Raw genomic sequence first — 12,099 nt, 5'->3', positions numbered from 1 at the left:
TCGGCGTCAACTGAAGACGGACACGCCGCCCGGGCCCACGAGCAGGCCGACGATGATGAGCAGGATGCCGTAGAGCAGGGCGCCGCGCACGATCGTGACGATCCCCGCGATGACGAGGATCACCGCGATCAACCAGAGAATGAATTCCATGTCAACGGGATTCCGCCGCTAGCCCCAGTAAAACAGTCGGCATCCCAGTTCAGCCCGCGGCGGGCGCCGGCGTCCGCGTCTCCGCGTGGCCCAGCCGGCGCACGTCGGGGGCGCCGAGGCGGGCCGCGTCCGCCGTGGCGTCGTCGGCCTCACGCTGCGAGGCGCGCTCCGCCTCCACCCGGGCCAGGTAGTGCTCGACCTCCCGGTCGCGCACGTTGCTGTCCCAGCCGAGCGTGGGGGCGATCAGGTCGGCGACGGCACGGGCCGCGTCGACACCGCGGTCGGGCGTCTCGATCGAGATGCGGGTCCGCCGCGTCAGCACGTCCTCCAGGTGCAGGGCACCCTCGTGGGTGACCGCGTAGACGACCTCGGCCGCGAGGTACGTGGGCGCGCCGGTCAGCGGGCGGGCCAGCTCCGCCCGGGACGCGGCCAGCTCCAGCACCTCCTCGGCGAGCGTGCCGTACCGGTGCAGCAGATGCTCGATCCAGCCGACGTGCAGCCCGAAGCGCCGGGCGAGGGTCTCCCGGGCGTTCCACAGGGCGGGGTAGCCGTCCGCGCCAAGCAGTGGGATCTTCTCCGTGCACGACGCCGGCACCGCCCGGTTCATCCCGGCCACCGCCGCGTCCACCGCGTCCGCGGCCATCACCCGGTAGGTCGTGTACTTCCCGCCGGCGACCATCGTCAGGCCCGGCGCGGGGGAGACGACGGCGTGCTCGCGGGACAGCGCCGAGGTGTCCTCGGACTCGCCGGCCAGCAGCGGGCGCAGCCCCGCGTAGACGCCGGTGATGTCGGCGGTGGTCAGCGGCGTGCGCAGCACCCTGTTGACGGTGGTGAGCAGGTAGTCGATGTCGGCGCTGCTGGCGGCGGGGTGGGCGAGGTCGAGGTTCCAGTCGGTGTCGGTGGTGCCGATGATCCAGTGGCCGCCCCACGGGATGACGAAGAGCACGCTGCGCTCGGTGCGCAGGATCAGCCCGGTCTCGCCGTGGACGCGGTCGCGGGGGACGACGATGTGCACGCCCTTCGACGCCCGGACCGACAGCTTCCCCCGCCCGCCGACCATGGCCTGGATCTCGTCCGTCCACACCCCGGCACAGTTGATCGTCTGCTCGGCGCGCAGCGCGATCTCGCCGCCTGACTCCAGGTCGAGTACCCGGACGCCGGCGACCCGCTCGCCCTCCCGCAGCAGTCCGACGACCCGGGCGCTGGTGGCCAGCGCCGCGCCGTAGCGCACCGCGGTGCGGGCGACGAACAGGGTGTGACGGGCGTCGTCGACCTGGCCGTCCCAGTACTGGATGGCGCCGACGAGGGCGTCGGAGCGCAGCGACGGGAAGATCCGCAGCGCGGCCCTGCGGGTCAGGTGCCGGTGGTGCGGCATCGTGCCGTCGCCGCCGGGACCGATGCGGGCCAGCCCCTGGCCGAGGGTGTCGTAGAGCAGCACCCCGCTGCCGATGTAGGCGCGCTCCCAGCCGTGGCGGGTCAGCGGCAGCAGGAACGGGACGGTGTGCACGAGGTGCGGGGCGAGCGTGTCGAGCATCAGCGAGCGCTCCCGCAGCGCCTCGCGGACCAGCGGGGCGTTGAGCTGCTCGAGGTAGCGCAGGCCGCCGTGGATGAGCTTGCTGGACCGGCTGGACGTGCCGGCGGCGAGGTCGCGGGCCTCGACGAGGGCCACCGACAGGCCGCGGGTGGCGGCGTCGAGCGCCACCCCGGCGCCGGTCACGCCGCCGCCGATCACGGCGACGTCCATCACCTCGGTGCGCATCCGGCGCAGCGCGTCGGCGCGGCGGGCGGGATCGAGGCTCGCGGTTGGCGCGGCGGGCCTGGTCGGCGTCATGGCGATCCTCCTGCTCCATCGGTCGACTTCTCCTGCGGGGCGACGTGTCCATCGTGCCGGCTGACGGTGACGGGCGCCTGTGCGTGGGTGAACGGCAGGCGTCGGATGGCGGACGCCACGGCGCCGGGGTGCCCGCCGACCGGCCGTGCCTGGCAGGTCGTTGTCGGTAAGCACACAGCCGGGTTGTGGGAGTACTACGGTCTGACTGGCCGCGTCCTCCCGCCGGAGGAGACGACGTCCACAGATGAGATTGACGACAGATGGGGTGGACCGCGTGGACCTGACCTACCCCCCGGAGGCGGAGGAGTTCCGCGCGGAGCTTCGGGCCTGGCTCGCCGCGTCCGTCCCCGCGGCCTGGACGGCGCCTGGCTTCTGGGGCTCGCTCGACGAGGACGCGGCGTTCGACCTGCGACGCGACTGGGAGCGGGGCAAGGCGCTCGCCGGCTTCGGCGGGATCGACTGGCCGGTCGAGTACGGCGGGCGCGGCGGCACCCCGGCGATGGCCGCGATCGCCGACGAGGAGCTGGTCCGGGCCCGCGCCCCGCGCTCGGTGAACACGCTGGGCCTCACCTTTCTCGCCCCGACGGTGATGGCCGTGGGCACCTCGGCGCAGAAGACCGAGATCATCGGCCCGATGCTGCGCAACGAGGTCATCTGGTGCCAGGGCTTCTCCGAGCCCGATGCGGGCTCCGACCTCGCTGCGCTGCGCACCCACGGCGAGCGCGACGGTGACGTGTTCGTCGTCAACGGCCAGAAGGTGTGGACGACGTTCGCCGGCCGCGGCGACCGGATCTTCACCCTGGTCCGCACCGAGCCGGGGTCGAGCCGGCATCGCGGGCTGTCCCTGCTGCTCGTCGACATGCGCGCGCCCGGCGTCGAAGTGCGCCCGATCCGCCAGCTCAGCGGGGTCAGCGAGTTCGGCGAGGTGTTCTTCACCGACGTCCGGGTGCCCGCGTCGGCCTGCGTGGGCGGTCTGGGCAACGGCTGGGCGACGGCGATGCTGCTGCTCTCGTTCGAGCGCGGCGGGTCGGCTCTGGGCCAGTACACCGCCTTCCGGCGCGCCTACGACCAGATCGTCGACGTCGCCCGGGCGCTGGGCCGCGACGGCGACCCGGTGCTGCGCGACCGGCTCGCCGCGCGCCTGGTGGAGCTGGAGTGCCTGCGCTACCACGCCCTGCACGTGCTCACCGAGGTCGAGCGGGGCGGCGACCTCGGCGCCGCCTCGTCGGTCACCAAGCTCCAGTGGTCCCAGGCCTACCAGGGGCTGTTCGAGACGTTCGACGAGGTGCTTGGCGCCGATGTCGCGCTGACCCGGCCGCTCGCCGATCTCGACCTCACCGACCTGCGGCGGGAGAGCTTCTGGACCCGGTCGGTGACGATCTGGGGTGGATCGTCGCAGGTACAGCGCTCGATCGTGGCCGAGCGCGTGCTCGGCCTGCCCCGCGGCTCGTGAGCGCCGTGCATCCGTCGGCATCGCCCGCGACGCTCGGGCGCCTGCCGCCTTTGACGGCGCCTTCGCTGTCTTCGCTGTCCTCGTCTTCGCCGTCTTCGCCGTCTTCGCTGTCCTCGTCGCCTTTGCCGTCCTCGCTGTCAGGAGGCCGCCGCCCGTGTTCTTCGCCCTGACCGACGAGCAGCGCGCGCTCGCCGCGTCCGTCCGTGAGCTGCTCGCCGACCGCTTCGACCTCAGCGCCGTGCGGGCGGTCTTCACCGACCCGGCCGCCGACGGCCATCCACCCGACCTGTGGAAGGCCATCGGCGAGCAGGGGTGGCTCTCGGTGTGCGTGCCGGTCGAGCACGGCGGGCTGGGCCTCGGCCTGCTCGACGCCCAGGTCGTCGCCCGCGAGTTCGGTGCCGGGGTGGTGCCGGGGCCGTGGGCGGCGACGGTGCTCGCCGGCGAGGCCGTGCGGCGCTGCGGCGGCCCGGAGCAGGCAGCGACGGTCCTCGGCCCGCTCGGCGCCGGCGACCTCGTCGCCACGGTCGCCCTGCGGGGCCCGGGCGGCGGCTTCGGGACGGACGGCGTCGCCGTGCGCGCCGACGAGGCGGGCCACCTGCACGGCGTCGCGTCCGGCGTCGAATACGCCGCCATCGCCCGGCTACTCGTCGTCGCCGCCGAGGGCGGCGCGGGAATCGGGCTGTACCTGGTGGATGGCGGGGCGCCGGGTGTCGTGGTCGAGCCGCGGGCAGGGTTCGACGGCACCACCCGGCTCGCGGCGCTGACGTTCACCGGCGCGCCGGCCACCCGCCTGCCGGGCTCGGACGCGGCGGCGTTCGCCGACCTGCTGCGCCGCGGCGCGGTGCTCGCCGCCGCGGACCTCGTCGGCGTCGCCCGCGTCGCACTCGGGCGCACCGTCGCCTACGACCGTGAGCGCATCCAGTTCGGCCGGCCGGTCGGTGCCTTCCAGGCGCTCGCCCACCATCTCGCCGACCTGCACGTCGCCGTCACCATGGCCGAGCATGCCGTGCTGTACGCGGCGCACGCGATCGACACCGACGCCCCGGACGCCGACCTCGCCACCGCCGTGGCGAAGAGCAAGGCGAACCAGGCCGCCGGCGACGCCACCGCCGCGATGATCCAATACCACGGCGGAACCGGCTACACCTGGGAACACGACACTCATTTCTTCTACAAACGCGCCAAACGCCTGATCGGTGCTTTCGGCGACACCCGCGAGCACCATGCCAGGGTGGCCCACCTGACCGTCGGTCCGGTGCGCTGACCGGGTATCGCGCGGCGGCTCGCGGCCGCCGCGCGAAGGCCGTCCGGGGGGATTTCGCAAATGTCATTCGGCCGCCGGCCGGGAACGAGGCGACCGGGCTCGGATCGCCCGCACCGGCCGCCGTGGCCGTCAGCCTGATCCTCCACACTTATGCGATATGAACGGACGCTCCGTGCAGGCGTTGTCAGCGGTGATGATTCGGTGCTCCGCCCAGCTGCGGGCCACGCAGATGGTGTTTCTGCTGCTGTTCCTGGCGGTCTGGAACGGGTGGTACCGCGCGCATCCGCTCGCGCTGGTCGGCCCGGCGGTGCTGCTGGCCTGGTGCGTGGCGTTCGTCGTGCTGCTGCGCCGGCGGCCGAGCCGCTGGCTCGCCGTCGCCGACGTCGTCGTGGCGGTGCTCGCCGCGCTGGTCGCCACCTGGATCACGCCTGACGCGGCGCGCGGTGACCCGTCGTCGTTCGTCTTCGTCGCGGCGCTCACCGCCACGGTGGGGGCGGCGTTCGGGCTGCCCCGCCCGGCGTTCGCCACCGCCGTCGCGGCGCTCGTCGCCAGCCAGTTCGCCACCGCGTCGGGCCATCGGCCACAGGTGTTCGCCGCGTCCGCGCTCGTGCTGGTCGTCGCCGGGCTGGTGCATCAGGCCGTCCGGCGGCTGCACCGGGTCGCCGTCCGGGCCGACCTGCACCACCGGGAGGTCGCCGCCCGCCGGCGCCGGCTGGTCGTCGCCGAGGGGCGCGAGCGGGACACCCGGGAGCAGGAGCGCCTGCTGCACGACACGATCCTCAACACGCTCACCGGTCTCGGGATGAGCGAGGACCAGCCCGTCGACGACCTGCGCCGCCAGTGCGCCGAGAGCGTCCGGGCCGTCGAGGACCATCTGGCCGGCCGGCCGGAGCCAGGCCCTTCCGTGACCGAGCGGATCGCCCGGGCGGTGGCCGGGGCGCGGGCTGACGGCCTGCGGGTCACCCTGGTGGGCTCGCCCGGGTCCGACCTGGCCCACCAGGCCCCGCCGGCCCCCGCGCCCCGGCCGGCGCCGCCCTCGGACGCCATCCAGCGCTCGGACGCCACGCCGCCCGTCGAGACGGCCGTTGATCCGGCTGCGGCCTGGGTGCCCGATGACGTGGGGGCCGCCGTCGCCGCCGCGCTCGGCGAGGCCCTGCGCAACGTGCGCCTCCACGCCGGGACCGTGGACGCCCGGGTCGTGCTCGACCTGGGGCCCGGCCATCTGCGGGTGAGCGTCATCGACCGGGGGCGCGGCTTCCCGCCGGCCGGCCTGCCCGCCGACGGCGCTCGGCTGGGACTACGTAACTCGGTGACCGCCCGGATGCGGTCGGTGGGCGGTTCCGCCGACATCTGGTCCGAGCCCGGCCGCGGCACCCGGGTCATGCTGCGCTGGGACCCGCCGCCGCCCGCTACCGCCGACGCCTCGGCCGCCGCGCGGCTCGAGGAGTCGCTGACCGCGGCCGCCCGCCGCTCGTTCGCGGTGGCGATGGTCGTGGGCTGGCTCGCGGCGCTCACCCCGGTCGTGCTGCATCGGGACACGTCCCGCTCGCTGCTCGCGGGCGTGGGGATCTGGGCGGCCACCGCCGTCGTCGTCGGCGTGACGGCGCGGGTGGCCGCCCGCAGGACGCTCACCGGCGCCGAGTCCTTCCTCGTCGTGCTGCTCGCGGTCGCCTCGGCGGTGGCCGGCGGTGCCAACACCGCCGAACACGCCGGCGTGCTGGTCGTGAGCTGGGGGACCACGATGGTCAACCCGCTGCTGGTGGCGATGGCCGGCCTGTCCCGGCCCCGCCGTGAGCGCTACGCCGCCACCGCCGTCTCGGCGCTCGCGATGGCCGCCATCGTCTACGCGCTCGGCGGCTGGTACGAGAACCTGGTGATGTCCCGGCTGGTGGCCGCCGTGCACGGGCTGGTGCTTCTCCAGCTGCTGGTCACCATGTTCGGCCCGGTGCTGCGGGCCAGCGCGCAGGAACGGGCGCGCGCCGACGATCTCGACGCCGAGCTGCGCAATGGGCGCGTGCTGGACCGCACCCTGCGCCGCGACCGGCAGCGACGCCTCGCCGAACTGGACGCCCGCTTCCTGCCGCTGCTGCGCGACATCTCGGCCGGCCGGCTGGATCCGGCCGACTCGCTGGTCCGCGCCCGCTGCACGGCCCGGGCCCGGGCGCTGCGGCGTGACCTCACCGGCGCCGGGCCCGCGGCGCTGCGGGGCCTCGCCGGCCCGATCGAGGAGGTCGAGGCCCGCGGCATCGCCGTCACCGTGCAGACCGCCGGCGAGTTCAGCTCCGTGCCCGACGCGGTGGCGCGGGAGTTCCTCGCGCGGGTCTCGGCGGTGCTCTCCGCCGTCCGCCGCGGCCCGGTGGTGCTCACCGGCTACCTCACCGACAGTCACGCGGACATCTACCTCACCTATCCTTCCCGGCCCGCGCCGAAGCCCGACCGTGCCGCGCCCGAGGCCGGGGGCCGCGGGCAGGGCCCCGCCCGACCGGCGTCTGGCGCCGAGGGCGCCCTGCCGGACCCCGAATCCCTGCCACCGGGCGTCGACCTGCCCGCGCCGAGCGTCGAGCCGTCCTCGCCCCCCGCCACGACTCCGACTCCCGCCGCGGCGGGCGCGGGTGCGATGCCCGCGGCTCGATCCGTTCCGGTGCGCGCGGGACGGGGCGGTGGCGAGCGACGGGGCGGCGGGCGCTCGCCACGCCGCGCGATGACCCTCGCCGACTTCGGCCGGACCGGTGAGTTCGGGCCGGCCGGGTCGGGCCTTGTCCGCGCGGGCGGGAGCATCGCGGACGGCGTCGTCTGCGTGGAGCTGCACTGGTCCGCCGCGGAGGACGGCAGCGTGCCCGCGGGGACCGCCGGCCGGACCGGTCCCGCCGGCGCCACCGCCTCGGCCGGCGCCACCGCCTCGGCCGGCGCCACCGCCTCGGCCGGTGCCCTGAGTTCGGCCAAGGCTGTCAGCTTGGCGGAGGCTGTGAGCTCGGTGGAGGCCGTGGGCGTGGGGACGCCCGCCCCGCGCGGCGGCGCCGCGGGCGACGGGGACCCGCCCGGGGCCGGGCGGCGGCCGGTCGTCCCGGGCGGGGACGCCTTCGCGGCGATGACCGGCCTGCGCGACCTCGACCTGGGCGGCGACCAGGTCAGAGGGACGCGGCGTGGTCGAACAGGCGGGTGGCCGCGGCGAGCGCAGCGCGGCGCTCCGCCGGGACCAGGCCGATCCGCGAACGGCGGTCCAGCAGATCCGCCGGATCCAACGCCCCCTCGTGGCATACCGCGAACAACCACTCCGCCCCCGTGACCGGCACCCCCGCGGCGACCGGGGCGAGCAGGCCCGGCTCGCCGTCGGCGAGTGCCAGCACCCGGGGCGCCTCCGTCCCGTACCGCTCGACCAGCCGGCGCGCGGCCGCGATCGCGGCGAGCCGGGCGCGCGGCGCCGCGCCGACGAGGCCGAGGTGCCGGGTGCGGCAGGGCCCGGCGGGCAGGCCGGCGGCCGCGACGGCGGCGTCCACCGCGTCGGCGGCCATCCGACGGTAGGTGGTGAGCTTGCCGCCCACCACGGTGACCAGGCCGTCGTCCCCGGTGTGGACGAGATGGCGGCGGGACAGGTCGGCGGTGTGCCGGCCGGATCGTGCCGCGCCAGCCGACCCCGCCCGCCCTCCGCCGCCCAGGTGCTCGCCGTCCGCATGGTGCTCGTCGTCGAGCAGTGGGCGCAGTCCGGCGAACGTGCCGACCACGTCGGCGCGGTCCAGCGGTGCGGCCAGCACCGTCGAGACGATCTCGATGAGCTGGGTGATCTCGGCCTCGTCCGGCTCGGGAACATCGGTGATCCGGTCGACGGGAACGTCCGTGAGCCCGATGTAGACCCGGCCGTCACCCTGCGGGAGCACGAGCGCGAACCGGCCCCGCTCGCCCGGGATCGGCACGGACAGCGCGCCGCGCCCCCCGGCGAAGGCCTCGGAACGCACCACCAGATGCGTCCCGCGGCTCGGCCGCAGCCGGATGCCGGGCGCGAGCGCCGGCGCCCACACGCCGGTCGCGTTGATCACGGCGCGGGCCCGGATCTCCACGTCGCCGCCGCCGAGGACGTCCCGCGCGGCCACCACGAAGCCGCCCTGACGTGACCACGACCGGCCCGGGCCGACCGCGGAGCCGGCCGGCTCGATGCCCGTCACCCGCAGCCGGGTGAGGATCCGCGCGCCGAAGCCGGCGGCGGTGCGGGCGAGCGCGACGACGAGGCGGGCGTCGTCGACGAGCTGGCCGTCCCAGTAGACCAGGCCGCCGCGCAGGCCCGTCTCGCCCAGCGCGGGAGCGAGCCCGAGCGTCTCCACGGCCGTCAGCCGCCGCGGCGCCGGCAGCACGGCGCGCGGGGTGCCGGCGGCCCGGCGCAGCACGTCGCCGACCTGCAGGCCGACCCGCACCACCGCGGCGGACGGCGGTGACACCGCCGGGGTCAGCGGCGTCACGATCGGCAGCGCCCGGACGAGATGCGGGGCGGTGGACCGCATGAGGATGTCGCGCTCGACCGCGCTCTCCCAGGCCACCGCGACGTCACCGTGGGCGAGGTAACGCAGCCCCCCGTGCACGAGCTTGGAACTCCATCGGCTGGTGCCGAACGCGAGGTCCCGTGCCTCGGCCAGCGCCACGGTCAACCCCCGCGACGCCGCGTCCAGGGCCACGCCGACGCCCGTCACCCCGCCGCCGACCACGAGCAGGTCGACCCGCTCACCGTCCGCCAGCGCGGCGAGCTCCCGCGCCCGCCGACGGGCGTCGAGGGACGTGGACGCCGCGAACGGCCCGGGCCCGGTCATGCCCGCCCGCCCGCGGGGGCGAGGTAGGCGCGAAGAAGGTGGCGCAGCTCGGCCGTCCTGGTCCGCTCCGGGACCGCGCCGCCGAGAGCGTCCGCGGACAGCACGAACGACTGCACCACCAGCAGGATCATGACGGCCAGTGCCTGCGGGTCGGCCGCGCGCACGACGCCGTGGGCGGCGGCGGCGCCGAGCTGGTCGGTCAGCAGATCGACGACCATCTGCTGGGTCGCGCCGCGCCGCTCCGTCAGATAGGGGAGAAGCATCTCCGGATCCGTCTCGATGATGCGCAGGTAGACCGGGTTCGTCCGGAACGCGTCGACGGTCGCGACGATGTGGCCGACGAGGCTGTCGAGATCGCCGCTCCACTCCCGGGTCATCACGTCGCCGACGAGGGAGCGCAGGTCAGGCCAGCGACGGTAGAGGGTCATCCGGCTCATCCCGGCGCGGCGCGCCACCTCGGTCAGGGTGGTGCGCCGCACCCCGACCGCCAGCAGGGACGCCTTGGCCGCGTCCAGCACGGTCGACTCGCCCGCCCAGCCGGCGACGACCTCACCCGCCGGCTCCGCGTGACGGTGGTCGATGTCGAGTTCCATGCGACCGCCCTCCTGCGCCCGATACCCGGCTCCCGCCCGACGCCGTCCCCGGCAGCGCGCCGGCCGCGGGTGTGCCATCGTGGGACGAGCTCTTGTGACAGTGTTACGCCTACTGTCACACTGTCTCAGGTCGGAGTCTATCGAGCCGTATCGAGCCGGCGGGCCGAGGTGACCATGACGAGTACCGACGAAGCGCGCGGAACCACCTCGACGGAGCCGGTCTGGTGGGGCTGGGGTCCGGCGGTCGCCCACGATCCGCTGCCCGAGAGCGTCCGCCTGCTGCTGGCCCGCCTCGGCATCCCCTCCCGGCCGACCCCGCCCGTCGGGCTCGCCGAGGTCCGCCTGCCCCCGGCGCGGCTACCGGCCGCCGCGCGTGACGCCCTGGCCGCGATCGTCGGCGACCGGCACGTGCGCGGCGACGACGAGTCCCGGGTGCGCCACTGCCGCGGCCGCTCCACCACCGACCTGCTGCGCCTGCGCGCCGGCGACGCCTCCGCCGCCCCCGACGCGGTCGTCCTGCCCGCCGACCATGACGAGGTGCTCGCCGTGCTGCGGCTGGCGACCCGGGAACGGGTGGTCGTCGTGCCGTTCGGCGGGGGGACATCCGTCGTCGGCGGCCTCGCGCCCACCGGCCAGCCCGGGCGCCCGGGCATCGCCCTCGACCTGGCCCGCCTCGACGGCCTCGGCCGGGTGGACCGCGAGTCGGGGACGGCCGAGCTCGGTGCCGGGCTGCGCGGGCCGCGCGCCGAGGCGCTGCTCGCCGAGCACGGGCTGACCCTGGGCCACGTGCCGCAGTCCTGGGAGTACGCGAGCATCGGCGGCTTCGCCGCCACCCGGTCCAGTGGTCAGGCGTCCGGCGGCTACGGGCGGTTCGACGACCTTGTCGTCGGGCTGCGGGTGGCCACGCCCGCGGGCAGCTGGGATCTCGGCCGGGCACCCGCCTCGGCGGCCGGTCCCGACCTGCGGCAGCTGATGCTCGGCTCGGAGGGCGCGTTCGGCGTGATCACCCAGGTGGTGTGCCGGGTGCGGCCGCTGCCCGCGCGGCGCCTCCACGAGGGCTGGTCGGTGCCCGACTTCGTCACCGGCACCCGGCTGCTGCGCACCCTCGCCGCCCGCGACCTGCGCCCGACCGTGTGCCGCCTGTCCGACGAGACGGAGACCATCGCGGGCCTCGCCCGCCCCCCGAGGCGGCGCCCGGCCGCCCGCGACCGCGCCGCGCAGGACGACGGGCCCGGCGGTGACGCGACCACGGGCGGCTGCCATCTGATCACCGGGTACGAGGGGCCCGGCCCGGCGGTCGCGCGGCGGGCCAACGAGGTCGCCGAGGTCCTGCTGGCCGGCGGCGCCCGCCGCCTCGACGCCGACGCCGGCGCCGACTGGGAACAGGGCCGCTTCCGCGCGCCCTACCTGCGCGACTCCCTGCTCGACCTGGGCATCTTCGCCGAGACGCTGGAGACGGCCGGCTTCTGGTCGGCGCTGCCGGCGCTCTACGCGGGGGTCCGCGGGGCGCTGGTCGACACGCTCGGCGCCGCCGGCCTGTCCCCGGTGGTGATGTGCCACATCTCCCATCTGTACGAGACGGGCGCGTCGCTCTACTTCACCGTCGTGTGCGGCCAGGGCGCCGATCCGATCGGTAGCTGGCGGGCGGCGAAGGTGGCGGCCGGCGACGCGATCGTCGCCGCGGGCGGCACGATCACCCACCACCACGCCGTCGGCACCGAGCACCGTCCCTGGCTCGGCGCCGAGGTCGGCCCGCTCGGCGAGGACGTGCTGCGCGCGGTCAAGCGCGCCCTGGACCCCGCCGGCATCCTCAACCCCGGCATCCTCGTCGCCTGACCTCGTCGCCTGACCTCGTCGCCTGGCCTCCCGGCGGGTACACCACCACCGTGACTCCTCCACCGGCTGAGGCCGGCGGCTTCTCAGGACGACGTTGCCGCGGTCTGAAGGGCCAGCCCGGCCCTGAGGATGTTGACGGCCGCGTTCACGTCGGCGTGCGCGGCGTGCCCGCACCG

General features: G+C 75.8%; 7 protein-coding genes and 1 pseudogene. 4 read left to right on the top strand and 4 right to left on the bottom strand.

The features are described from left to right. Nucleotides 1-6: 6 nt before the first annotated feature. Together AC6EXY_RS23175 and AC6EXY_RS23170 are read right to left on the bottom strand one after the other, a co-directional pair. Nucleotides 7-150: a GPGG-motif small membrane protein gene (locus AC6EXY_RS23175; RefSeq protein ID WP_165818325.1), complete on the bottom strand. Its 144-nt coding sequence runs from the start codon at nucleotides 148-150 to the stop codon at nucleotides 7-9. A 49-nt stretch (nucleotides 151-199) separates the two neighbouring features. Further along, nucleotides 200-1,981, bottom strand: coding sequence for a glycerol-3-phosphate dehydrogenase/oxidase (locus tag AC6EXY_RS23170; RefSeq protein WP_101831343.1), 1,782 nt, complete (start codon nucleotides 1,979-1,981; stop codon nucleotides 200-202). A 274-nt stretch (nucleotides 1,982-2,255) separates the two neighbouring features. On the opposite strand from AC6EXY_RS23170, the gene AC6EXY_RS23165 reads away from it, so the two are divergent. From AC6EXY_RS23165 to AC6EXY_RS23155, 3 genes and pseudogenes are all read left to right on the top strand, one after another. Then, nucleotides 2,256-3,434 (top strand): acyl-CoA dehydrogenase family protein, encoded by a 1,179-nt coding sequence (locus AC6EXY_RS23165; RefSeq protein WP_101831345.1) that lies wholly within the window; start codon nucleotides 2,256-2,258, stop codon nucleotides 3,432-3,434. 154 nt (nucleotides 3,435-3,588) lie between these two features. Beyond that, nucleotides 3,589-4,698, top strand: a complete 1,110-nt coding sequence (locus tag AC6EXY_RS23160; RefSeq protein ID WP_101831344.1) for an acyl-CoA dehydrogenase family protein — start codon at nucleotides 3,589-3,591, stop codon at nucleotides 4,696-4,698. 157 nt (nucleotides 4,699-4,855) lie between these two features. Then, nucleotides 4,856-6,085: pseudogene (locus tag AC6EXY_RS23155) on the top strand (sensor histidine kinase); the annotation flags it as partial. Between the two features lie 1,741 nt (nucleotides 6,086-7,826). On the opposite strand, the gene AC6EXY_RS23150 reads toward AC6EXY_RS23155, so the two are convergent. Both AC6EXY_RS23150 and AC6EXY_RS23145 read right to left on the bottom strand, forming a co-directional pair. After that, nucleotides 7,827-9,494, bottom strand: coding sequence for a glycerol-3-phosphate dehydrogenase/oxidase (locus AC6EXY_RS23150; protein WP_499842405.1), 1,668 nt, complete (start codon nucleotides 9,492-9,494; stop codon nucleotides 7,827-7,829). Next, nucleotides 9,491-10,087 carry a TetR/AcrR family transcriptional regulator gene (locus tag AC6EXY_RS23145; RefSeq protein WP_499842404.1) on the bottom strand — a complete coding sequence of 199 codons (597 nt, stop codon included), beginning with the start codon at nucleotides 10,085-10,087 and terminating at the stop codon, nucleotides 9,491-9,493. The genes AC6EXY_RS23150 and AC6EXY_RS23145 overlap by 4 nt, the downstream gene beginning before the upstream one ends. A 174-nt stretch (nucleotides 10,088-10,261) precedes the next feature. Here AC6EXY_RS23145 and AC6EXY_RS23140 point away from each other — a divergent pair, with 174 nt between their 5' ends. Next, nucleotides 10,262-11,923, top strand: coding sequence for an FAD-binding oxidoreductase (locus tag AC6EXY_RS23140; protein WP_499818989.1), 1,662 nt, complete (start codon nucleotides 10,262-10,264; stop codon nucleotides 11,921-11,923). Nucleotides 11,924-12,099 lie beyond the last annotated feature (176 nt).

It is taken from the genome of Frankia sp. RB5 (genome assembly GCF_059816245.1).
This window is presented reverse-complemented; position numbering and strand designations above follow the sequence as displayed.

What these genes read in the sequence shown, in the direction of transcription:
- AC6EXY_RS23175 (WP_165818325.1), bottom strand. Translation starts at nt 150, where the DNA reads ATGGAATTCATTCTCTGGTTGATCGCGGTGATCCTCGTCATCGCGGGG.
- AC6EXY_RS23170 (WP_101831343.1), bottom strand. Translation starts at nt 1,981, where the DNA reads ATGACGCCGACCAGGCCCGCCGCGCCAACCGCGAGCCTCGATCCCGCC.
- AC6EXY_RS23150 (WP_499842405.1), bottom strand. Translation starts at nt 9,494, where the DNA reads ATGACCGGGCCCGGGCCGTTCGCGGCGTCCACGTCCCTCGACGCCCGT.
- AC6EXY_RS23145 (WP_499842404.1), bottom strand. Translation starts at nt 10,087, where the DNA reads ATGGAACTCGACATCGACCACCGTCACGCGGAGCCGGCGGGTGAGGTC.
- AC6EXY_RS23140 (WP_499818989.1), top strand. Translation starts at nt 10,262, where the DNA reads ATGACGAGTACCGACGAAGCGCGCGGAACCACCTCGACGGAGCCGGTC.